This window comes from Cryobacterium sp. Y11, from assembly GCF_002929535.1.
Classification (GTDB): Bacteria; Actinomycetota; Actinomycetes; order Actinomycetales; family Microbacteriaceae; genus Cryobacterium.
In genome coordinates this window covers 17,265-40,440 of the sequence record NZ_PJJO01000054.1, presented here as the reverse complement: position 1 = coordinate 40,440, position 23,176 = coordinate 17,265, and the positions used below count along the sequence as shown (strand labels likewise).

The 23,176-nt window shown below is 64.2% G+C and carries 18 protein-coding genes and 1 pseudogene; 6 read left to right on the top strand and 13 right to left on the bottom strand.

What is annotated here, in order from left to right:
* Positions 1 to 387: 387 nt before the first annotated feature.
* Both CXY75_RS07440 and CXY75_RS07435 read right to left on the bottom strand, forming a co-directional pair.
* Positions 388 to 1,506 (bottom strand): pyridoxal-phosphate dependent enzyme, encoded by a 1,119-nt coding sequence (locus tag CXY75_RS07440; protein ID WP_104082198.1) that lies wholly within the window; start codon positions 1,504 to 1,506, stop codon positions 388 to 390.
* 250 nt (positions 1,507 to 1,756) lie between these two features.
* Complete coding sequence (locus CXY75_RS07435; protein WP_104082197.1) at positions 1,757 to 2,041, bottom strand: hypothetical protein; 285 nt, start codon at positions 2,039 to 2,041, stop codon at positions 1,757 to 1,759.
* 539 nt (positions 2,042 to 2,580) lie between these two features.
* Here CXY75_RS07435 and CXY75_RS07430 point away from each other — a divergent pair.
* Both CXY75_RS07430 and CXY75_RS19440 read left to right on the top strand, forming a co-directional pair.
* Positions 2,581 to 3,111, top strand: a pseudogene (locus tag CXY75_RS07430) (DUF4158 domain-containing protein).
* A 68-nt stretch (positions 3,112 to 3,179) separates the two neighbouring features.
* Entirely contained in the window at positions 3,180 to 3,404 is a 225-nt protein-coding gene (locus tag CXY75_RS19440) for a hypothetical protein (RefSeq protein WP_146069403.1), read from the top strand.
* A 227-nt stretch (positions 3,405 to 3,631) separates the two neighbouring features.
* Here CXY75_RS19440 and CXY75_RS21000 read toward each other — a convergent pair whose 3' ends face one another.
* Both CXY75_RS21000 and CXY75_RS19790 read right to left on the bottom strand, forming a co-directional pair.
* Entirely contained in the window at positions 3,632 to 4,081 is a 450-nt protein-coding gene (locus tag CXY75_RS21000) for a UTRA domain-containing protein (protein WP_104082196.1), read from the bottom strand.
* The gene (locus tag CXY75_RS19790; protein WP_158251153.1) at positions 4,082 to 4,396 is read right to left on the bottom strand and encodes a GntR family transcriptional regulator; all 315 of its coding nucleotides are present in this window, start codon (positions 4,394 to 4,396) and stop codon (positions 4,082 to 4,084) included. It abuts the gene before it with no gap.
* A 610-nt stretch (positions 4,397 to 5,006) separates the two neighbouring features.
* Between CXY75_RS19790 and CXY75_RS07415 the strand changes: the two genes are divergently transcribed.
* On the top strand, positions 5,007 to 5,243 hold the full coding sequence (locus CXY75_RS07415; RefSeq protein WP_104082194.1) for a type II toxin-antitoxin system RelE/ParE family toxin: 237 nt from the start codon (positions 5,007 to 5,009) through the stop codon (positions 5,241 to 5,243).
* Between the two features lie 381 nt (positions 5,244 to 5,624).
* Here the strand turns inward: CXY75_RS07415 and CXY75_RS07405 are convergent, their stop codons facing one another.
* The gene (locus tag CXY75_RS07405; RefSeq protein ID WP_104082193.1) at positions 5,625 to 6,926 is read right to left on the bottom strand and encodes a hypothetical protein; all 1,302 of its coding nucleotides are present in this window, start codon (positions 6,924 to 6,926) and stop codon (positions 5,625 to 5,627) included.
* 317 nt (positions 6,927 to 7,243) lie between these two features.
* Here CXY75_RS07405 and CXY75_RS07400 point away from each other — a divergent pair, with 317 nt between their 5' ends.
* The 3 genes from CXY75_RS07400 (at position 7,244) to nrdG (ending at position 11,735) form a co-directional block, all read left to right on the top strand.
* Entirely contained in the window at positions 7,244 to 8,989 is a 1,746-nt protein-coding gene (locus tag CXY75_RS07400; RefSeq protein ID WP_104082192.1) for a SulP family inorganic anion transporter, read from the top strand.
* Positions 8,990 to 9,166: 177 nt separating this feature from the next.
* On the top strand, positions 9,167 to 11,137 hold the full coding sequence (gene nrdD / locus CXY75_RS07395) for an anaerobic ribonucleoside-triphosphate reductase (RefSeq protein ID WP_233201796.1): 1,971 nt from the start codon (positions 9,167 to 9,169) through the stop codon (positions 11,135 to 11,137).
* Positions 11,130 to 11,735, top strand: coding sequence for an anaerobic ribonucleoside-triphosphate reductase activating protein (gene nrdG / locus CXY75_RS07390; protein WP_104082190.1), 606 nt, complete (start codon positions 11,130 to 11,132; stop codon positions 11,733 to 11,735). The genes nrdD and nrdG overlap by 8 nt, the downstream gene beginning before the upstream one ends.
* Here the strand turns inward: nrdG and CXY75_RS07385 are convergent.
* The 8 genes from CXY75_RS07385 to CXY75_RS07350 all read right to left on the bottom strand — a co-directional run bounded on the left by CXY75_RS07385 (position 11,732) and on the right by CXY75_RS07350 (position 23,176).
* The gene (locus CXY75_RS07385) at positions 11,732 to 12,004 is read right to left on the bottom strand and encodes a hypothetical protein (RefSeq protein WP_146069402.1); all 273 of its coding nucleotides are present in this window, start codon (positions 12,002 to 12,004) and stop codon (positions 11,732 to 11,734) included. The genes nrdG and CXY75_RS07385 overlap by 4 nt on opposite strands.
* A gap of 109 nt (positions 12,005 to 12,113) precedes the next feature.
* Entirely contained in the window at positions 12,114 to 13,043 is a 930-nt protein-coding gene (locus CXY75_RS07380) for a hypothetical protein (RefSeq protein ID WP_104082188.1), read from the bottom strand.
* Between the two features lie 90 nt (positions 13,044 to 13,133).
* Positions 13,134 to 14,135 (bottom strand): ECF transporter S component, encoded by a 1,002-nt coding sequence (locus tag CXY75_RS07375; protein ID WP_146069401.1) that lies wholly within the window; start codon positions 14,133 to 14,135, stop codon positions 13,134 to 13,136.
* Between the two features lie 82 nt (positions 14,136 to 14,217).
* Positions 14,218 to 16,602, bottom strand: a complete 2,385-nt coding sequence (locus CXY75_RS07370; RefSeq protein ID WP_104082186.1) for a VWA domain-containing protein — start codon at positions 16,600 to 16,602, stop codon at positions 14,218 to 14,220.
* 83 nt (positions 16,603 to 16,685) lie between these two features.
* Positions 16,686 to 17,282, bottom strand: coding sequence for a hypothetical protein (locus CXY75_RS07365; protein ID WP_104082185.1), 597 nt, complete (start codon positions 17,280 to 17,282; stop codon positions 16,686 to 16,688).
* The gene (locus CXY75_RS07360) at positions 17,282 to 18,205 is read right to left on the bottom strand and encodes a hypothetical protein (RefSeq protein ID WP_104082184.1); all 924 of its coding nucleotides are present in this window, start codon (positions 18,203 to 18,205) and stop codon (positions 17,282 to 17,284) included. The genes CXY75_RS07365 and CXY75_RS07360 overlap by 1 nt, the downstream gene beginning before the upstream one ends.
* Positions 18,206 to 18,290: 85 nt before the next feature.
* Positions 18,291 to 18,557, bottom strand: coding sequence for a WXG100 family type VII secretion target (locus CXY75_RS07355; protein ID WP_104082183.1), 267 nt, complete (start codon positions 18,555 to 18,557; stop codon positions 18,291 to 18,293).
* A gap of 131 nt (positions 18,558 to 18,688) precedes the next feature.
* Complete coding sequence (locus CXY75_RS07350; RefSeq protein ID WP_104082182.1) at positions 18,689 to 23,176, bottom strand: FtsK/SpoIIIE domain-containing protein; 4,488 nt, start codon at positions 23,174 to 23,176, stop codon at positions 18,689 to 18,691.

Sequence of the window (23,176 nt, the reverse complement as noted above, 5' to 3'; positions counted from 1 at the left end):
GCGGCTGCGGTGTCATCGGAGTCGAAGCCGGGTAGTCTGTGGGCTGCTGCGGATATCTCGGACAGTGGGCCCTCTTGAAATGAGGGTCTACTGAAAGTAGAGATCAGCATGACCGTAGCACGTCGGCGTTTCACCCAGGAGTTCAAAGACGATCGGAAAGTCTCGCTGTTCTGGGCTGTGACCCTGCACAGTATTAGCCAGGGCGGTTTTGACGAGCGGATGGCTCGGACACTCGGCTCGGACACTCGGCTCGGTCCACGACTCGGTCCACGGCTGGGTGCCGACCGTCGCCAGCTGCATCGTAGTCGCCGTGGTCGCGCAGCTTCGACTGGACGTGCTGAGCCATCTGTGACGGATATCAAGCTGGCCTGACGCGGACCCCTCGGCTCAGATCGGATTTGCCGAGCGGCTTTCTGTACTCAGCAGGACGACCACGGCATCGGAACTCAGCGACGCTGCGGTGCGTCTGCCCGGATCGCCTGCGATGGCGCGCATCGCCGCCAGGGACGACGCGCCGCACGGGCCCGCGTCCACCCCGAGCTGCTCAAGGTCGTGTACAGCGCGGCGCGTGTCGTCTTCCGAGACGGTGACCGCGGCATCCAGCCCGTCGATCAAATATGGCCAGGAGTTGCTCGATGGCGTGCCGCAGTTGAGGCCGGCCATGATCGTGTACGAGGTCGGCACTGAAGTGCGCGTACCGGCTTGCAGCGAGACGATGACGGACGGTGCGTTCTCGGGTTCGACGCTCAGCACTGTCGGAGCCGCGGCGACTCCATCCGGTCGCGAGCGATAGTGGCGAATGGCTGCCTCAGCCAGGGACCCGACACCGACGGGAACCGTCACCAGGTCGGCGAGAAGCCCCAATTCCCCCAGCTGCGCGTCAGCCTCACTGAAGATGGTCGAGTAGCCGTCGACGATGAGCTGCGGTACCTGCTCATAGCCGGGCCAGGCGGTGTCCTGGATGTGGAGCGCACTCCCCCCCGCCGACTCGACATAGGCGCGGGCGGCAGCCACCACGCCGTCGTATGGTGCGTCCACCCCAAATACCCCCGCACCCTCCGATTCGATCGCCGCCCAGGGGGGCTTCGACAGGTAGGCCGAGACGAAGATGCGCGCGGGCAGGCCGAGCAGCCGCGCCATGTGGGCGACCGCACGGCCGTGGTTGCCGTCGGTCGCGGCGACCAGGGTGAAGGGTGACTGCGCGGTCAGCCGGTCGCGCAACTCGTCCAGGGGAAGCGCCGCATCCGGCGACCCTACCCGAGCCGACAGCACGCGGGACACCGCGTACGACGCGCCCATCATCTTGAATGCCGGTAGGCCGAATCGGGACGATTCGTCTTTCACGAACGCACGGCCGACACTTAACTCGTCGGCCAGGGCGGAAACCTCTGTGAGTGGGCTCGGCCGGTAGTCGGGCAGGCTCCGGTGGAATTGCAGGATCGAGTCGTCCACAGAATCCGTTCGCCACCGCCTGGCGGCCGGGTTGGAGTAGAAATTGTCGATCATGTTACCTCTGTTATTCCTAAAGAATTTGTTCCGCAATAGTCGATGATGACGCCGTGGAGCACGCTGGTGACGGTCTCCAGAGACTTGCGCTCATATGGTGAATTGCGACAGAGGTAAGGAGAATCATGTTTCATGGCTAATCGTCGTAAGTTCAATGCTGAGTTCCGGCCCGAGGCCGTGGAGCTGGTGATTTCGTCGGGCCGGCCGAGCGCTCAAGTCGCTCCCAAGATCGGTATCGTCGGGGGCGGATTCAACTGGTCGTTGCAACGCCGGTGCGTGTGGTTAACAGTAGCTCGTTCATCGCTTCGGCTGGCATTTTGAATGCGAGGGTTTTGCTGGGACGTTCGTTTAAGGTTTTGGCAACCTCTTCGAGGTCGACGCGGGAGTAGCGGGTGACGTCAGTGACTGTGGGGAAGTGCTGGCGTAGCAGCAGCCTGTTGATGTTCTCGTTGCTAGGCCGCTGCCGGGGCGAACGGGGATCGGCGAAGTAGAGCGGCAACCCGGTCTGGATGCGCAGCTGGGCGTGTTGTGCCATCTCGGCGACCTAGTCCCAGGTCGATGCCTTGCGCAAGGTCGCGGGCAGGGTTGTGATGTTAGGCGTGGGGCGTCCCCTCGCGCTCTCCACCAGAACAGCCACAGCACCAACCACGACATGGAACGGCGGCGCGGCCGCCCTCAGTTCTGCCAGGGCGGAGCTGCTGCGCGGCGCTGTTTTTCTGATGTTCTCTTGACCATTCCGGCCGGTGATCGTAGCTTCCGGTCGCTTTCGATTTCTCGTGTCGGAAGTGAAAAAACAAGTTGCCCGAGGAGAAAGAGAGAAATGCCATGACGGACGACTACGAGAACACTTATCCGCGCGATCGGTACGCCGATGGGTGCGCGTGCGGCGGATGCCGCAGCGGGGGCCGCGTTGACACCGGTCCCGACGAAACATGCACTGTCACCCGCTATGCCGACGGTAACGCCTAACGAGAAGACTCCATCATGACCATCCCCACACCACCTAGCTGGGGGTCTGAGGAGGATCGGCAGGGGAATTCACGCTAGCGGGCCGGTGGTTGTTGAATTAGTGGCATGGCGGTTGATTTTCTAAGTGATGAGCAGGCCGCCGGGTTCGGCCGATTCCCTGATGAGGTATCGCGGGAGGACCTGGAGCGTTCTCGTTGGTTGGACGATGCCGATCTGTCGGTGGCCGGCTGCCGCCGAGGCATGCACAACCGTCTTGGATTCGCTGTTCAACTGGCCACGGTCCGTGTCGTAGGCCGGTTCCGCACGGATCCGCTGGTTGTCCCGTGGCCAGTGGTGGAATTTCTGGCCGGGTAGCTGGGCATTGCGGATGCTTCCGCTTTCGAGCTTTACGCGCAGTGGGGCCAGACCGATTACGCGCATGCTGCGGAGATTTCTGTCGTTTACGGGTACGTCGACCTCGCTGATCCGGTCACGTACGAGGAGCTGAGACTGTTCCTGTCGGCGCGGGCGTCGTCGTCGGAGGGGCCGGTGCGCTTGTTCGGACGGGCGGATCCCTGGCTGCGTGAAGAAAATCCTTCTTCCTGGTGTATCCACGGTGACGTGTCGGGTTGCAGAGGTTCGTGCTGGCGCGAATGACCGGCTTTATTCCGTGCTGATTGCCGCGGCCAGGCCCGCCATGCCTATTCGGGATCCTGTCAATCCTGATGGGAATTTTCCTGTTCCTCGCCGACGGTACCGCGAGCCTCGGCGGAGTTTTGACCATCGGAGATCCGTTCGCCACCGAGGCCTGGGTTCTCGATATGCGCTCACTCGTGACCAATCTTGGATTCGGGATCGCCGCGCTGGTCGTGCTGGGCCTCATCGCGCTGGCCTACGCGGCCCGGAACCGTCGCACGCGCCGGCAGCGAATGCTCCAGAAACAAGAATGAGGCGCGCGGCTAGCGCCGCAGCCGCCACGCTCCTTAGCGTTGTGCTGCTGGCCGCGTGTTCCGGGCCTTCTTCGTAGCTCGGCGCTCATCGCGTCTTCAACGTCGTAAAGTTGGCTGATTTCACTGCAACTTCCGCTATGCCCGTGTTGCCTAGTGACTGCCTGGTCACGGATGTCGTGTAATTCGACAGCTGACCCTCAGCTCAACGGACTTGAGACTGAGAACCGTTAACGACTAGACATCAACGGGGTGAGAATGGTGTGGTTACCGCGAGACGGTCGCCACGGACGACAGTCTCTCGCCATTCCACCGGACGCCCCGTTCGCGCGACCACACCGTTCAATGAAGAAAGCGGCAGTGCCGACCGGGCATTCAAGAACTCGCGCCTGTTCGGCGTTAACGGCAATCGCTGTCAGGGTTTCTGGTCCGCCGTGCAGCCTGATCCCGCACCGAAGCGTCAACTCCTGATAGAGAGCAGTGTTGCTGAAATCGACGTCGAGAAGACCGGCAGCGCGATCGGTAGGCAGCCAGGCACTGTCAACGGCAAAGACATCATGGTTAGCGAAACGACGGCGCTCAATATTGACCAACGGGGCGTCGCCGGGTAGGTCGAGCCGGTGCGCAATCCGCGCGTCGACACGGATTTCGCACCGGATTAGCTCGCTGCGTTGCTTCATTCAAGAGGCCTCAACCGCCGCAAACAAAATGTAAACCGGTCCAAAGCGATGTTCTTCGCCGTGATTGACGTGCACCACCGGGCGTTTACCCCGACTTGATGACACCAGCCCCTCTCGACGCAGAGGGTTCAGCGCAAGTCGAACGGTACTGCGGCTCACCTGATATTCCGCGGTCAGTTGAATTTTACCGGGAAACGTGTCTTTGCATTCGCCCGAGGCTATCCGGCCGAGAATGTCGTCATGGACGCCCAACCAGAGCGGCTGACCAGGCACACTAGCCAGTCGTGCCCGGTCCGCTTCAGCCGCAGTTGACATGTGAGCCACGCTTCTCCGCGGGCAATCTGTGCGCCAAAAAACAATTATCCCTTGCGTGCACGAGGAGCGTGGGTCGGTCACGCCTATTCGACGTTGCTGCCGTGAAATGCCGGTCAATATCATGGGGTTGGGTGAGGCGCTGGATGGGTGGGCGTCACGGGCTTCGGGGTCTTGGTTGATCTCGTGCGGATCGAAACCAGGGCCAGTGCCGCGTTGACAGTGCGCTGCCGGGCCGCTGCCGGGGTTTGCCTGCCGCAGGCTCCGGTTATGCAGCCCGCTGGTCGTCGGACTCTCCACAACCGGCATCAGGCGCTTCGGATGGCCGCGCCCGTGGAATTAATTCCGCGATGTGATGGAAAAGTGATTTGGCGGGAGCTCGGAATCGCGCGCCAACACTGGGCATCAGGAATTCAATGAAGTACCCGCAGCTTTTGAACCCCTGAATGCCATGTAAAAATTGGGACTCAGGGGTTTTCTTTGTCCCAGAATCAGCGGTCGAATGCATTTGAGATGACCCCAGCATTCTCGAATCGATGTGCAACATCTGGCGACCGCGAACATGCCAAGTAGAAATAGTGTTGCGTGCTGCGCACCGTGCTCCACTGTTGCCGTGATCAAGTCGTTCCGACACAAGGGCTTGCGCGCACTGTACGAGACGGGCATTGCGGCTGGTGTGCAGCCGAATCACTCGAAGCGGCTGCGCATGCAACTCGCGGCGCTCGAGTCAGCGCAGTCGATCGACGACATGGGTATCCCCGGTTTTCGGCTGCATCCGCTGACGAGCGGGTTTGCCGGGCGCTGGGCGATCATCGCGAATGGGAGCTCGATGTGGCCGCGTCGACCCTGAGCCGGGTGCTCAGCGGTGCGAGCCGAGTGACGCCGGAGATGGCACTGCGGCTGTCGAAGGCACGGGGCCGGGGGCAGAGAGCTGGCTGGCAATGCAGGATGCTCACGACCTCTGGGTGGCTCGCCAGCGCGTTGACCTTGGCCGTGTGCATCCGCTCCAGCTCGTCTCGGCCTGATATAAAGCATTCGCCGCGCCCCAGCCGCACTCCCGCGCCACCGAGCCGTGAGTTGTGACCCGAAAATCGCTCAAAAATGGCCCGAAGCTCACGGCGCGGCGAACGACGCGACCGCACACTCACGGGACACCGACTTCGTCGATTTGGCAGGTGCGCCGTGATGTTCCCGCACCTCTCGATGGACCGACACTCCTTGTGGCAAGCTGCTAGAAGCCGGCGCGGTCGAACGCCTGGAGCAGGGTCGGCCGGCGGCGGTGCTGTTCGCGCATGTCCGCGACGATGGGCGGGAACAGCGCCGCAGCATCCGTCGCCTTCAATGCTCGGCGCAGCTGCTTTAAGCGCTTGACCGCGGACTTGTAATTTTGTGGTTTGGCGACGCGCAGGTCGGACTCGATCAGCTGAATAAGCACCGGAACAACGGATGCCGGATCGGCCTTCTCCCGCGCGGCTACGAGCATGGTCCACAGTCCCGCATCCGTCGTGAGCCGCTGAGCTGCCTCCCAGGCGCGATCGGCCAGTCCCAAGCCGAGCAGCGTATTGATCAGCTCACGCGGCTGCTGCGTCTCGAGCTGGGCGTAGACCGCCTCGGCGAGCGAGCTCCACGTCACGTCGCTGTTTTCGTCGTCGGCCGCTTGCGCCAGGGCCAGCGCATTCTGCGACGACGGCCACCGGTCGAAGATGAGCTGCCGGGCGGCGAGTTCGTCTTGGTGTGGCCATTCCTCGTGAAGGAGCTCGCACCAGTACTGGCCGGCGCGCTCTGCCTGCCAACCACTCTCGAGCAGGGTGGCACGCTCGGCGTACCCGATCGCCTCGTCGATGTCGCCGACCTCGACCAGGGCCTTGGCCAGATCGTGCAGACGGTAGGAGCGGGTCAGCTCGCCAAAGCTGGCGATGACCTCGTCGGGATCGCCGCCCGCGACTGCCGCCCGTTCCCGGTAGCGACCGATCAGCTGACGCGGTGAGTCCCAGGCGTCGGTCTGCGGGGGAAGCGCAGCTTCGAGTGCATTCAGGCGCTCACCCAGCAGAAAAAGTCCGGGTGCGCCGAGGGCATCCGTGTAGGCGGCGATGTCGGGCTCCCAGAAATTCTGTGAGCCGCCGAAGCGAAAGTCGATCAGCCACTCGACGAGCACGGCCGGCTTCGGTGGCTCGTCGTTGCACAGCTCAGCGTGCAGCGAAAGAAGTTCGTACGCCAAGCCGCCGATCTCGCCGTTGGAGTCGTCGGCACGCAACACCACTTTCACGACACTCGCGAGTGCCTTCTCTGTCGTGGGGATGAGGCCGGCACTACCCCAGGTCTCCACCGCTGCCCGCAGTTCTCCCACTCCGGCGAATGCCTCACCAACGTATTCGGAGACCGCGTCCCACCGGATCAGCTCTCGCCGCGTGCGGAACATGGCCAGAATGCGCGTGCGCGCCTGGGCGAGGTTGTCGACGGATGCCTCGGCGCGCGTAGCGCCGGATCGCACGTCGGACGAGGCCGCGGGTGGTTCGATCGGTGACGGAAGCATAGCTGCAAGTCTCGCAGCTTCAGGCGACTGTTCAAGCGCAACCGCACTGCGGTGAGCAGATGCAAAGATTTCTTGCATATGACCCGGACGGGTAAAATCTCGGCTTCTTTTTTTACACGTCAAGAGAGTGCGCACCGAGAGTTTGCATACGATGTGGGTTGCCAACGAGCCCTGTAGCCGCCTTGCTGCTGGCGGGACTGTGCCTGGTCGCCCCGATCGGGTAGGCATCCGCTCACATCAGCATTCGCGTGACGCGACGGCAGCGGAACACTCGTTGACGTCGAGCCAGCGGTCGAGGATCGGACTACCGTGAAGGCATGCCAACCGGCGGATTCCGCGGCGTCGCCTTCAGCCTGATTCCGGGGCTGAACACCGCCCTGCATTACCAGCGCGCGTGGCTGGTGCCCGATTTGCGCGCCGGCATCGTGCTCAGCTTCCTGCTGATCCCGGCCGGCATGGGCTACGCGGAGGCATCCGGGCTGCCCGCGTACACCGGCCTGTACGCGACGATCGTGCCGCTGCTGGTCTACGCCGTCTTCGGCCCATCACGCATTCTCGTGCTCGGCCCCGACTCGGCGCTCGCCCCGATCATCGCAGCGTCGATCCTGCCGCTGGCGCGCGGCAACACCGAACGAGCGATTGCCCTCGCCGGACTCCTCGGGCTCATGGTCGGTCTCACCCTGCTCATCGCCGGCCTGCTTCGACTCGGCTTCGTCACCGACCTGCTCTCCAAGCCGATCCGGGTCGGCTACCTCAACGCCGTCGCCTTGCTCGTGATCATTTCGCAGATTCCCAAGCTGCTCGGGTTCTCCAGCGACGCGCCCGGCCCGATCCAGGGGATGGGCGCCATCGTGCAGGGCGCTGCGGCCGGGAGCATCGATGTCGCCGCGATGTTACTCGGCCTCGCCTCCCTTGCCGTCATTGTGGGGTTGCGTTTCCTGCTCGGCGGGCGCATCCCTGGCGTGCTGGTCGCGGTCGTCGCATCCATTGTGGTCACGGCGATCTTCTCGCTGCAAAACGTGCTGCCGATCGTCGGCGCCATGCCACAAGGGCTCCCCGCCCCGGCGCTCGGCGGCCTCGGCTGGGGCGACGTGGTTTCGCTGATCGGACCGGCGCTGGGCATAGCGCTGATCGCCTTCGCGGACACCGGGGTGCTCTCCCGCACGCTTGCGGCGCGCCGCGGTGACAGTGTGAACGGCAGCCACGAGATGACCGGGCTCGGACTCGCTAATATCGGAGGCGGGTTGTTCGGCGGCTTTCCGATCTCCGCTTCCACCTCGCGCACGCCCGTCGCCGAGCAAGCGGGGGCGCGATCCCAGCTGACGCCCGTCGTTGGCGCACTGATCATCGTCATCTTCATGCTCGTGGCCCCCGGCGTCACCGGCTACCTGCCATCGGCGACCCTCGGCGCCGTGGTCATCGTCGCCGCAGCCAGCCTGCTCGATGTTGTGAGTGCCTGGCGATTGTGGCGGATCGACAAAACGGATGCCCTGCTCTCGATCGCCGCGTTCCTCAGCGTTTTTTTGGTGGGCGTTTTGCAGGGCATTCTCGTGGCGATCGGGCTGTCCCTGGTCGCGTTCGTGATTCGAGCGTGGCGCCCGTACCGGGCCGAGCTCGGGCGCATTCCGGGTGTGCGCGGTTACCATGACCGCTCACGGCATCCGGATGCCGATCGCGTTCCCGGCATCGTTATTGTGCGTTTTGACGCCCCGCTCTTTTTTGCCAACGGGGGCATCTTTGATGACTACGTGCGCTCGGTGCTGCGGCGGGCGGAGCGGGAATCGGAGGTCGGCGGCAGGCCCATTCACACCGTCATCCTTGCCGCCGAACCGATCACCGATATCGACACGACCGCCATCGACGAGCTGCTCGAGCTGGACGAGTACCTCGCGTCTCGGAAGGTGACGCTCGTGCTCGCCGAGGTGAAGGGACCGGTCAAGGACCGGCTGCGGGCGTTCGGATTGGGTGACCGGTTTCCACCCGAGCGGTTCGCGCCGACGGTGGGCGCCGCGGTTGATGCTGCCAGTGGGGAGCTTCGCGACGATATCGGCGGGGCAATCTGAGGCATTCTTGGTGGCCTCTGGCTCGGAAGCTGTGTTCCCACCAGCGCATGGTGACCGAGAGTCAACCACTACATGCAATGTATAAATCACACGTCGACCACTAGATATGGTTTCTTCGACCGGCTCATACCCCGGTCGATCGTTGTGGGCGCTGTCGACTCAAGGAGACTATTGCGCATGGAAAACCTCGGCTCAGAAACCCTCATGCTGACCAAACGAGACGGCCGCGGGCTCGCCGTCGATGACGCCAGTACCTACGCGGCCCTCGCCCGGTCAATCGGCAAGCTGATCAGCAAAGACGAGTCGGTCGTCAACGAGAACGCCAACAAGGACAGTGACGTCTTCAACACCCAACGCGACCTGACCGCTGGTGCTGTTGGCAAGGCCATCGGCCTGAAAATGCTGCCGCCGCACGTTGCCAACGCCCACCGAAAGGGCGAACTGCACTACCACGACCTCGACTACCACCCGTATGCGCCAATGACGAACTGCTGCCTCATCGATTTTAAGAGGATGCTGAGCCAGGGCTTCCGCATCGGCAACGCCGACGTCGACCCGCCGCGTTCCATTCAAACGGCGACGGCCCAGATCTCGCAGATCATCGCGAACGTGTCGTCGAGTCAGTACGGCGGATGCTCCGGAAACCGCATCGACGAAGTACTGGCTCCCTACGCCGAGAAAAACCTGGAGAAGCACCTGGCGGATGCCCGCACGTGGATCGCGGATGAATCCCAGCATCAGGGCTATGCACAGGAGAAGACCCTCAAAGACATCTATGACGCGATGCAGAGCCTCGAATACGAGATCAACACCCTATTCACCTCTACCGGGCAGACCCCCTTCACCTCGCTCGGCTTTGGCCTGGGCACGAGCTGGTTGGAACGCGTAATTCAGAAGGCGATCCTGCACATCCGAATCGAGGGGCTCGGCAGCGAGAAGCGCACCGCAATCTTCCCGAAGCTGATCTTCACCGTCAAGCGTGGCCTTAACCTCGCAGCGACCGACCCAAACTACGACATTAAGCAGCTGGCGCTGGAGTGTTCCACCAAGCGGATGTACCCAGATATTCTCAACTACGACAAAATCGTCGAACTCACCGGCAGGTTCAAGGTGCCGATGGGTTGCCGCTCGTTTCTGCAGGGCTGGACCGATGAGAATGGCAATGATGTGTCCGAGGGGCGAATGAACCTCGGCGTCGTGACGCTCAACCTGCCCCGGATCGCCCTGGAAGCCGGCGGAGCCAAGAACAAGTTCTGGAGCATTCTCGCCGCGCGGGTGACCACGGTGGGCGATGCGCTGCTGTTTCGAATTGAGCGGTGTACGGAGGCAACCCCGGAGAACGCTCCGATCCTCTATATCTACGGAGCCTTCGGCCAGCGTCTGCAGCCCGGCCAGCCGGTCGACATCCTCTTTAAGAACAAGCGCTCCACGGTGTCGCTCGGCTACATCGGCCTCTATGAGGTGGCAGCGGCCTTCTACGGCGGCGACTGGGAAACCAACATTGAGGCGAAGGACTTCACCGTCGAGATCTTGCGCACGCTTCAGGAGCGGGCCAAAAAATGGAGCGACGAGTACGGCTACCAGTTCAGCGTTTACGCGACGCCGAGCGAGAGCTTGACCGACCGGTTCTGCCGACTGGACACCGAGAAGTTCGGCTCGGTTCCCAATATCACCGACAAGGACTATTACACCAACAGCTTTCACTACGACGTGCGCAAGAGCCCGACGCCGTTTGAGAAGCTGGATTTCGAGAAGGTGTACCCGACCTATTCCGGAGGTGGATTCATCCACTATTGCGAGTACCCGATCCTGCAACAGAACCCCAAAGCGCTCGAGGCCGTCTGGGACTACTCCTACGACCGTGTCGGCTATCTCGGCACCAACACGCCGATCGACCGCTGTTACGCCTGCGGTTTCACGGGCGACTTCGACGCCACCGAGCACGGGTTCGAGTGCCCGGAGTGCGGCAATGCCGACCCGCTGACCTGCGATGTCGTCAAGCGCACCTGTGGCTACCTCGGTAACCCGCAGGCCCGTCCGATGGTGCACGGCCGGCATAGCGAGATCACCTCCCGGGTCAAGCACATGGCCGGCGCTACCGGCATTCGAGGAGCGGATGCTGCCGCGCCGGTTGCCGAGGATGCGTAATCTCCAGCCCGGGCAGTGGCTGTCAGAGAAGCTGAGCCAGCGCTATGTCGGTGACTACAAGCCCTTCGTCTTCGTCGACGGCGAGGGGGTGCGGTGCAGCCTGTATCTGTCCGGTTGCCTCTTCGCCTGTGCAGAGTGTTTCAGTGAGGCCACCTGGAATTTTCGTTACGGGGAAAAGTACACGCAGCGGCTTGAGGATCAGATTCTGGCCGACCTCGGGCAGGAGTACGTGCAGGGCCTCACCCTGCTCGGCGGCGAGCCGTTCCTCAACACCGGAGTGTGCCTGGCGCTGATCGACCGGGTACGCCGGGAGCTCGGAACGTCGAAAGATATCTGGTCGTGGACCGGCTACACGTTCGAAGAATTGTTGCTGGAGAGTGCGGACAAGCTCGCCATGCTCGGCAAGATCGACGTTGTGGTCGACGGTCGGTTCGAGCTCGCCAAGCGCGATCTCAGCCTGCAGTTTCGGGGCAGCAGCAACCAGCAGCGGATCATCGACGTCAAACAGTCCCTGGCCAGCGGCCAGGTGACGCTGTGGGGCGAGCTGAAGGATGCGACCAGCAGCTACGAACAGATCGAGAAGCGCAACCTGATCTAGTTGGAGAATTGCCACTGAAATGAGACGAAGAAGCTCGGGATCAGGAGCCAGGTCACAGGATTGCGGAAGCCGGGAGTAACGACGCTGCCGTAGCGGTTGCCCTGGTTCTGAAATCCCCACCCGGACGTGAGCAGAAGGCTGCCCCCGATACCCGCGACGATCGCGAAGCTGAGCAGAACCGCTACCGCGGCACTCGCGGCGAACCATGGTGTGAACACCAGCAGCGGCCCCCAGATACTGATTTCCGGGGCCCTCTTCAGTGCTCCCACGACGGTATCCAGCCAGTTTCCCGAAATCCTGGGTGCATCGACGCTCACGGTGTGACCGCCTGCTCGGTGACCCTGTTCCTGGTCTATCGAGTCTGCAGTGCCACGTGCTCTACAGGTACTTCGCCAGGAGAAACTCGATGAGAGGAGGCACGATCGCCAGCGCCGCGCCTCCGGCAATGGCCCAGCGTTTGAGCGTCTTCGCGGTCTTCTCCCGCTCTTTCAGCAGGTATTCGTTGACACGTGAGCTCTCCAGTGCGTGCGTCTCCAACGCGACGAGGTATGCAAGCTCGGTGTGGTGCGCGAGTACATCGGGAGTTGCCCCGCCGGATGCGCCCAACTGCTTGCGCAGTTTTTCCGCGTCAGCCTGATGCCGCTCCAGATCAGCGGCGAGCTTGGCCACTGCGTCCTCGGCTTGTTGTGCCGAGGTGGAGGTCACGGGCGCCGGCATTCCCGCAGCGTCGAGCGCCTGGCCCCACGAGCCGAAGACGCGGTTGAAATCTTCGAGGGACGGCGGCGTCTTGACGGTATCGTCCTGTTGCCTGTTCCTGCGCCACACGACGTAGTCACCCGTGCTCCTGCTGCCTTCTGGAGCATTAAGAAATTTCCAGAGCTGGGCGATGGCCTCTGCCTTGCTAGGCAAGATGGCGCTGGGTATCCGAAAGGGCAGCCCGGCGGATGTCATCGACTCCGACCATTGCTGGCTGAACTTATTGTGGCGAGGGGGCCAGGTCACCCTCTTTCCGGAGTTCGCGCTGAATTCCTGCACGATCGCCTGCCGGGTCGGGATGTTGTAGTCCGTCGCCGTCCACGCTCGTGTATCGTCCTTCGGCAGTGGAGCCATCGCCTGGTCGGCCGCGAGAACGCGCAGGGCGTCGGCTTCCGTGAGGCCTCGTTCGCGCAGAAGCAGGAGCAGCGACGGGTCCACGTCGGCGGGCGCGTCGGGCACCGTGATACGGAAAGCCCGCGCATATGCATACCGCAGACCCGCGTTCTCGATCTGCTCCGTCAACGTCAGGTCAGGTGCCAGGGTGGTGTCCATGGGTTCCATTGTGGGCCGAGTGTGTGCCCTGCTCGGGTCGTCAGGCTAGCGGATGCAGATCCCGGACAATCCCGGACACCGCGGGCAGCGTCATTCCCGGCCGAGCCCGGGGCTGCGGCTCAGGCCCAAGGGCAGCAGAAAGCGGGCGAATAACAGAGCGACGTACCCGGCGATGAGCTTGTCGAAAAGCGAAAACATCAGGTTCGACGAGAACACGGCGACCCAGAGTCCCTCGCCGATGGCGACCATCGTCGATGCCACAAGGTCACTGGCGTGGCCGGCGACGCCGTTGAAAACCAGCACGTTGATCGGCACCGCGACGAGCGTGCAGGCGACCGCGACCGCAACGTTGAGGAGCAGGAAACGTAGGGCGCCGCGGTTCCGGCAGACGAGACGGTAGCCGTAGCCCCAGACAAGTGCCCCCACGACATTGACGGGCGCGAACGGCAGCGTCTCCGGGTTGCCTTGCAGCCCGCCGAGCAGGTTTGTCAGCACCCCGACGAGTGCGCCGTGCCATGGGCCGAGCGCGATCGCCGCGGTCGCGGTGCCGATCATGTCCAACCAGACCGGCAGGTGAAATTTATCTACGACGCCGTCGCCAAACAGGTTTACGCCCACGCAACCGACCAGCAGCGCGACGGTGAGCGCGACGGTCAGAGACCGGCGATCTGGGTGGGAGGTCAGCGGCAAGACCGGCGGATACAGGGCAGCCAACTCGGCCGGCCCACCCGACGCATCCGGTCCGCCCGTGCCCACCGCGCCTGCCGAACGCCGCGCGGAGAATCGGGCGTCGAGGCACCGCTCGCGCCAGAGTGCGGCAGCGGCGTCGTCCTCGCCGAGGGCCCGCACGATCTCCTCGACCAGCACCGCGTTGATGCGTCGACGGCCCGTACGGAAGGCATCGAAGACCGACGAACGGGCGACCCTGGCTGCGGCCGGGGTGATTCCGTGAGCCTCGCGCGTGCGGGCTATCAGCGCGGCGATCTCGGCGTATGAGATATCGCCCGCCGTGTTGCGCAGGCGCTGGAGGTCCTCGACGAGTCGGTCGAGCGGTTGCGAGGATGCCTGGGTGCGCTCCAACTCCGACGTCACGTTCCCCCGACCCGCCCCTCACGGCTGCCCGGCGCAGCTTCAGGTCCAGACTAGCGGGGCGCCGCAGCTCCTGCTGCGGGGCTTACGCGCAGACCTCGAACAGGCTGGAGGGCACCGTGTTGACCGTGATCGCCACCACGCGGTCGGTCTGGTCCGCTTCGAAAATAATCGAGTTTCCGTTCTGCCCGGTGATGACCCATAAGTCGTAGTCCAGTGCTGGGCCTGGCGTCACTCGGACATCGGGGTGGGCCGCTCGCACCTCGTCGTACGTCGCACCGATCCCGGCCCCCGCCCACGTTCGCGGGAACCCGGCCGGGTTGGCGTTCCAGTCGGACACTGACACGGCGAGGATCGATTGCCTCCGGTCGGCATAGCCGCTCACAATTTCCAAGGAGCCGTTAGGGACAGCGACATCCAATTCGGCGTGCCAGGTGCAGTACTCGGGATCCTGGCTGGCCTTCTGTGGCGCCACAGCGAAGGCCTCCTCGAACGAGTCGCCGAGTTTGATCGGACCGATGCCATCGAAGTCGATCTGCCAGCTGGAAGCATCCGTTGTTATATTGGCACCCGGACCACAGCTGCAAAGCACAATCTGCACCACGCGGTCGTAGCCGTCGTAATACACCTGGTATCCGTTGGCTCCGCCGGGCGTGGCCGGGAAGACCTGGAAGGTACCGAGCTCACCGGTCTCTGCAGTGGTCGGTTCGCCGTAGAGTTCCACGGCGCGGGTCAGGTCGTCGCCGATAGACAGCCCTTCGGCCGTGGGTGCCGACGCGGTGGGGGAGATGTCGTAGAGAACACCGTCCCGAAAGCGCATGGTGGCGTAGAAACACTCCACATATACGAAGTCGATGGCGGTGCGCGTCACGGTGAGGCTCGGCTCGGCGGCGCGCGCCTGATCGAACGTCATGCCGATGCGCAGGGCGTTGAAGCCCGAGGGGGTGACGGTGTCGCCGAGAGAGTCCGGGTCGCTGGCAATGCGCAGCCGGGCCGCCAGTTGCGCGGCATTGCCCGCCTCGACGAACTCCCCGCCACTCGCCGCCGCGATGCAGGCCAGCTGGGCTTGGGCCTCCTCGTCGGCATCAACGAGAAAGCCGATGGTGTGGATCGTCAAGTCGGGATGGGCCTGCTTGAGCGTCGCAGCGATCTCGCACGATGGCGGCGGGGTGCAGGTGTCAATGCCGTCCGAGACCAGAACGATCGTGGCTTCCTCCGCAGCCGGCAACTGATCGGCAGCGTGCTGCAATGCGAGGCCGATGGGCGTGTAGCCGCTCTCGACGATCGCGGCCACGGCAGCACTGAGTTCGGTTTTATCGACCGGGCCGACGGGCAGGATCGTCGTGACGTCCCGGCATCCGGCCGCTTGGTCTTCGACCGCGTTGCCGGTCGAGGTGCCGAACACGGTGAGCCCGAGCCTGGATCCGTCACTGAGCCCGTTCACGAACGTCGTCGTGGCGGCACGCGCGGCCTCCATTCGGGTGCCGCCGGTGGAAACATCGCGCACCATCGACCCGGAGGCATCGAGTACCAGCACGGTGGGTACGTTGCGCGGCGTGGCTATTACCGGTTGAGCGGATGCCGCGAGCGGCGAGCCCACACCGCTCGCCTCGGTCTCACTCAGGATTTCCTCGTCGTATGCCGTGCCGCTGGTGTCGGCCGCACTCGAGTCAGAGGTCCCGCCATCGTTCGCCTCAGCGATCGTGCCGACGATTCCGACGGCTGCCAGCACCAGACAAACGACGAGAACGGCCAGGGAAGGGAGCAAACCTGGCGAGTGGTCGAGTTGTGGCTCCCCGGGTTGTGAATCCGGTGCCCTCTCGCCCGCGGCCGCGATCCAGTCTCGCAATTCCGGGTAGGCGGCCGGGTTGGCGGCGATGACACCCCGCAGTGCGGGGTAGCGATAGGCCAGGTCGGCGAGGGTCGCCGCCGTGGTGGCCGGGTCCGTCGCGAGGGCGTGCGGGTCGCTGGGGTCGGTCGGCGTGTCGAGCCGATTGTCGGGTGCCTCGGGTGCCTCGGTGGCGAGCGTGACTGGGACATCGTCGGGGGTTGACCCGCGCGCGGCGAGTGCGGCATCCGTTGCAGGTTCGCCCTGCGCCCCAAGCCAATCGATCAGTGCGGGGTAGGCGTTGGCGTGCGCCGCAATCGCCGGCCGCAGGGCCGGCTGCTGTTGCGCCAGCTGGAACAATTGCTCGGAGGTGGCATTCGGGTCGAGCCCGGCCGCTGGCGGCTTACGGGCGGCCCACCACAGCCGGATCGCGACCACGGCAGGGAGAAGCGGCCCGAGCAGAACCTGCTGCGGATAGGTGAAACTGCTCAGACTGCCGGTGATCAGAGCAGCGATCACCAGCAGCGTTCCCACGGCAACAGAGATGGCGCGGGCTTTGTTCGTGATTCCCGGCACGAACGCGATCGCGGCCGAGCTGATGCCGGTCACCATCAACATCGTGTCGTAGATGCTCCAATGCATGCCCACTCATTTCTGTCACACCGCTCATTGAATCCGACCATCTGCGCTGCGAGCTTTCGTTACGGCTCGAAGCGCAAGCCTTGCTAGGAATTCACGTGCGCAAAGGCCGCGAGCGGAGCGTCAGACCGGGGCACAGGTCCTTTTTCAACCCAACGATCAGATTCGCCCGACTGACTATAGAGGAGTCCCCTATCCCACGCCGCGCCGGAATAATCACCAGAGACGTTGTGCATCTTGATAACGAATTCGCCGTCCAGCCGACCAGCGAAATGCTCGGCTAGCTCGAGTGCGGTTGGTTCGATGCAGCCCCACATCTGGCTTGCAAACCAACCCTCGGGTGCGATTATCAGTTCGATGCTGGTCTCCGGTCCTAGAAAGAGGAGAGATTTTTCACCGCCTACGGGGTTGAGTGAGATGCACGTTGTTGCGGTCTTGAGGGACGCGAGGATTTCAAGGATCCGTTGCAGGAAAACGACGCGCTCGGTTTCGCTCAGGAGCCTGGCGCGAGAGAGCAGAAGCGACCAGCCAAGGTCGACGTATTCAGGCGCGGCCAAAAACGGAGCAAGCTCGAGCTGTTCTGCGCTGAATTGCCCACCTGTGCCGCTTAGCGACAGATACCCAGCTATTTCGGCAATGGAAACCAGTAAGTAGTTCTCATCGTCGGCGAGTTGTGCAGTCATCACTTACCCCGGTTCGACGAGAAAAGTTCCTCGGCAGTAGTGTCCATCTTGTCGCTGATCATTGTCATCGCTCCCCACACGCCTTCATATCGTCGACTCATTTGAGACGCCTGCTCTTGAGACAGGTTGTCAACGTCGACGTTTCTCCCGAAGAGGTGTCGCGCTCCCATCTCGTACGTTTCGTTCTGCTCCGCTTGCGTTCTGGGAATCGTCATGTCCACGAATGTCACCAGAGCTGAGATGCCCAAGACAAGGGGAGACAGTCTCTGCAGCCCGGCCGTGAGCCCGGCAGTTCCCGCAGCATGGGCCGCGCCAGGCGTGAAAGCCATAACATAACTGGTCAGGGAGGCGACTCCGGAGCCCAGGTGACCGAGGGCTCCTCCGACATCGCCGGACTTGACGAGGCCAACAATTTCGTTGCCCTCCAGCACAAGAGCGATCGGGCCCAAGAACTTTTGCAAGAGCGTTGTGGTGGGTAGGTTCGACATCTCGCGTGCGATGGTCGCTATATCAAGCAGAGTCAACGATCCACCGAGGAGATCCAGGAGCTTCTTGATAGCCTCGTCGGGTCTGCCGCCGCCTATGAGGTCCGCGATGATCCTTCCGACATCGGCGCTCTCGGCGCTCTCGACGATCCGGCCAAAAGTTGAGCCGTCGGCGGCGCTGGCGGCCTCCTGCGCGTCGGCGTTCTTGCGAAGCTGAGTCGCGTTCTCCTCCAGCACCCGCGCAACGGATGCGACGTGCAGGCTGTGCTCGGACTCCCACTGGGCCTTGAAGGTTGCTGCGAAGGGGCCGACCCACGCGCTGATTTTGATCTGGTGTCCGACGGTGAGCCGGTCTCGTTCGAGCCGGTCGCTCGCCGTGCTCATGCTGTGTGCCAACTGTCGAAGTTGCTCGACGTCGGCGCCATACTTACCCGCCATGGCAGGACCCTTCTATTGTCGATCGGAAGTGGTGTGGTTTGTGAGGGCCGCCGGGCGAACCGGCGACCTACACAAACTCGGCCGGTTAGGCGTTCGAGGTCTGTTCCTGCGCCTGAGCATTCTGCGAGGCCTTCTGCGAGGCCTCGTTCAGAGCATTGATGACCTGGCGCAGAGCAGCAGAATGCTGGCCATTCCAGTCACTGCGGAATCCTGAAGCATCCGGGCCGGTCCATTCCGTGTTGCCCAAGGTGTTGGTGAGGGTGCTCAGCACCCCTTCAATATCGCTGGCTTTCTGCGAAAGCTGGCTGCTGAGTGTACGAACCTGTTCTACATCGAGACCCCATACGGCCATGATTTATTCCTTCGTTTCGGTAGTTCGTGAGGGTGGTGCTGGCCGAGATCGACGGTTCGATCTCGGTGTTTTTGCCCCGGTGCGGTGCAACAGGGCAAATCTATGGCGGCGGTCAACAGCTGTCGATGGTGTCAATTCACCATCGCAGCCTGCAGGCGCATTGCGTGGCCGTTGACGATGAGAAAGCCCCGGCCAGGAGGAAATTCGCTGCGCTTCAGGCGCCCGAGCGGGGTGCCGAGCAGCATGTCGCCGTCCATCTCACCGGGCACGAGCAGCAAGCCCCTCCGGCCCGATTTGAACGGACCAGCGAGCGTGTAGGCCTGGGACCAGGTGGAGCTCTCGGCTTCCCCGACGACAAACAGCTCGGCCCGCGCCGCCGCCTTCACCAGCTGGGCGAGCGGATGCTCCGCGTCGGTCCCCGTGAAATCGGTCACCCCTTCGAGTACCACCGCGAGTTGCCCCACCGTGAACGAACCGGCCTCAATGCGTTCCGTGAGCCGGGACGCTGCGGTCACGACCGCGTCGATGGTGTCCGCGACGAGAACGAAACCGTCGGAGCCGTCGGTGCCGAGCCGCCCTGCAGCCGCACCGCTCAACGCTGTTCGTCGTGGCGCAAACAGGGCAATCTGCGGGTGCTGCGGTGACCGCCCGAGAGCTGCCACGAGCGTCGCGAGCGCCGTGGTGCGACCGCTGCCGGGCGGCCCCGAGATGATGAACGTTCCCCGCTGCTCGACCCCGATCGCGGCCAGGGTATCGTCGGCCAGTCCGATGGCGGCCCGGCCCTGAGCATCCGTTTCGGGCAGTAAGAGCAGCGAAACGTGTTCGGGGAGCCGCCCAATGCGTGGCGCCTCCAGCGGAGACTGGCGACGCATGCTCGCAGCCAGGCGCTGAACCTCCCGCGACTGCACCGCGAGGTTCGAGCTCGCCCCGAGCACAGCGAGCTGCACCTCGTTGCCGTCGATGATGCCCCGACCGGGAGGGCTCGTGACGCTCAGCACGTCTTTCGGCGCTCCCAGAAGCATGTAGTCATCTTCGGTGGCTTGCCGCAGTACGAGTCGCTTCTGCACGGTGGAGCTGATCGAACTGGGGATGGCGTTCGGCCGGTCCCCGGTCATCACGACGTGCACGCCGAGCTGGCGGCCATCCGCGGCGATCTGGGCAAACACGGTGAACCACTGCGACGTGGAGGCGAATTCGTAGGCTTCTCGAAATGCCCCTATCCCGTCGACGAGCAAGAGGATGCGCGGCTCGGCTGGCCGGTTCGCCAGCTTGCGGTACTCACCGATTGTGCCCGCTCGAACCTCCGCATACCGCACGGCGCGGTCATCGACCAGATCGCGCAGGGTGCGCAGCAGGCGAACGACGCGCTCGCCGTCGTCACCGCTGATGATCGCGCCGACGTGGGGCAGGTCCTCGAGCATGCGCAGGCCGCCCGCACCGAAATCAAGACCATAGACCTGAATCGGCCCGCCGTTCGAGGTGACCGCGGCGGCGATGGCGAGCAGGCGCAGGGCGGCGCTTTTGCCGGAGCCCCCGGCGCCGAAGACGGCCATGTTGCCGTCGCGATCGGGCTCGTAGAACATCGCGGGCTGCGACTGGGTCGCGGGATCGTCGATCACTCCAAGCAGCAGTCGCTCATCGGTTCGTGGATGCGGCTGCTCCATGAAGTCATACACGGCGGCAAGCTCATCGAGCCACGGCTTGCGCGGCGGCGGCACGGCGGCCTGGCTGGCGGCGGCCGTGATGGTCGTCACCATGCGCGCGATATCGGTCGGCCCCGGGTCACGTACCTCCGCGACGTCGACCTCCGGTACCTCCCAGGCCAGACCCGATCCGAAGTTCAGCTGCTGCAGGTCGATGCGTGGTCGGGTGGGGGTTTTCGTGGTCCAGCCGCCGGCATACCCGGTCTGGAACGCAGCGATGCGCCCCGGCCCGGTCTTCGCTGCGCCGCGGCCGGGGATGGACGGGTCGAAGTGCGCCGCTTGTGGTGTGCCGAGAATGTCGTTGGAATCCTCGGCGTCGGCCATGCGCAGGGCAATGCGCAGATTCGTGTTTGCTCGCAGGTTGTCCTTGATGACGCCGGCTGGTCGTTGCGTTGCCAAAATGAGGTGGAGACCGAGCGACCGGCCGCGCTGGGCCACATCCACGACGCCGTCGACGAACTCGGGCACTTCGGTCGCGAGCGCCGCGAACTCGTCCACGATGATGAGCAGGCTCGGCGGTGTCTCGGGGTCACCCGTCTTCTCAAGCGAGACGAGGTCTTTTGCGCTCTTGCGATTGAGCAGGTGCTCCCGGTAGCGCAGCTCGGCGCGCAGCGAGGTGAGCGCTCGCCGCACCAGGTGAGGCGACAGGTCGGTGACGAGTCCGACCGTGTGTGGCAGGCCGACGCAGTCGGCGAAGGCCGCGCCTCCCTTGTAGTCAACGAACAGAAAGGCAACCCGGTCGGGGCTGTGCGCGGCCGCCATGCCGAGTACCCAGGACTGCAAGAACTCGCTCTTGCCGGCCCCGGTCGTGCCGCCGACCAGCGCGTGCGGTCCCTGGGCGCGCAAATCGAGGTGAAACGGTTCGGTGCCGGTGTGCCCCACGAGCGCCCGCAGGGTGCCCTCCTTCTTGCGGCGAACTGGCGGCGACCCGTCTCGAACGGTGAGTGAGTTGTTCTCCCGCCACCGGTCGATGACCGCGCTCGGCTCATCGATCAGGTCGACCCGGCTCAGAACGGCATAGGAGACGGCCCTCGGCAGGTCGGAATCGTCACTGATTGGCGTGCCCACATCGACGACCGGGGCCAGCGCCCTGGCGAGCCGCTGGGCCGTCGCTAGGTCGAGGGTCTCGGTCTGCACCGGGATGGTCTGTTCGCCCCAGCGCACCTGGCCGCTCGACGCCCCCGGCACGGACTCGGCCGCAACGACCAGGAACGTGCGGCAGACCGCTGGCAGCCGATCGAGTGATCCGGCACACCAGATCACGTGCACGTTGGCGTCGGCGCCGCGCTCGGCCAGCCGGGTGGCTCGGCCTCGGTCTAACGGAGCATCGTTTTCGATCAACACCAGCACCGCCGGAATTAGCGCGGGCTGGCGGGCATCCGTCTGATTCTTGTCGGTCAGTGCACCACGCAATAAAACGGATGCCTCCACGCGTGCCTCCACGAGCGCCTCCAGCCGGGCGAGCAGTGCCTGGGCGCTGCCCGGGTTGTCGGCGAGGTGCTCACCGGTCAGCGGGCTGTGCGCTGACATGGTGTGCGGCAGCCACTCCAGCCAATCCCAGCCGAGGCGTGAAGCCGGGCTGGTGAAGGCGGTAATCACCAGCTCAGCGGGGGAGTGTAAGCCGACGGCCTGCAGGACGAGGCCGCGTGCGATTCCGTCACGGGTCGCACTCGGTCCGGCCAGGCCGAGCGCTCCGCTCGAACGCCAGTCCACGAGCACGGGTACCTCGTCGATCATGCTGAACTCCGCGGCCGCGCTCTCAAGTCGCTCCCAATACTCGGGCAGGGAATCGTTCGTGCCTGGCAGGGCCAGCGTCGAGCGCGACGGCACCCGCCCGAGCCCGAGCCGGGCGGTGAGAAAGGCCTCGTGTTCTGGACGGTGGGTCCAGAGCAGGGCGCCGTGGCGCCGCACCGCATCGACCACCTCGGCGAGAGAGGGGGCCTCAGCGGCGCGCACCAGCCGTTCCGCGGAATGTGCCGCCGCGCGGGCGGTCTCCGAAGCCCGCATTCCGGCGTCGAACTGTTTGATCTGCTGTTTGAGTACCCGCTTGGCGGTGACCTTGCCGTCAACGAAGGCGCCGATCACCAGCAGCGGGCTGAGCGCGATAAAAGCCAGGCTCAGGATGTTCCTGGTCACCAGGTAGAGCACGACGCCCATGATGATCGGCGCCACGATCGACAGGTAGGGAAACCGCATCGGCTGCGGTGCCTTCGGCGGTGTCGGCGCGAGCAGCTCGAGGCCGGGGAACCGCGCGACCACCCGCGGAGGGCGCACGAACTCGACGACCGGTGTGCTCGTGGGTACGGCACCGAGCTGCTGCAGCGGCGCAACGCTCAGCTCGGTGTCACCGAGCGACACCACGTCGGCGGGGGTCAGCACCGTGCGGGAGACGAGGAGGCCGCCCATGAGCAGGCCATTCGCCGACCCGAGATCGAGAATCTCCACGGCGTCGGCCACGTTGAGGCGAGCGTGTCGTTTCGACACGAGCGGGTCGCCGAGGCGTACCTCGGCGCCGTAGTCTCGGCCGATGGTGCTTGCCCCGAACGGAACGTCGAACTCCAGGCCGGCATCCGGACCGGCCAAAATGGTGATGCGCGCAGCTGCCGGTCCACGGTTTTCACCGGGGCGGGCGAATTCGTCGCTTGCCTGCACGAGCTCGACGACCGCGCCAGAGCGAAGCCCAGACTCGGTCAGGTCGACGGCGGGGTTGAGTACCCGCAGCGTGAGCGCCGAGCCATCGACGGTCTCGCCGCTCACCTGCAGGGTAAGTCGTTCCGGCAGCACAGCCCCGGCCCTGGCCGGGTCGGCCGCGTAGAGGGCGGAGGCGATATCGCCGAGCAGAGCCGTGGCATCCGCTGTAATGGCGATGTTGACCGGGGCCAGACCGGCACGCTGCAACGTGACTTTGACGCGCAT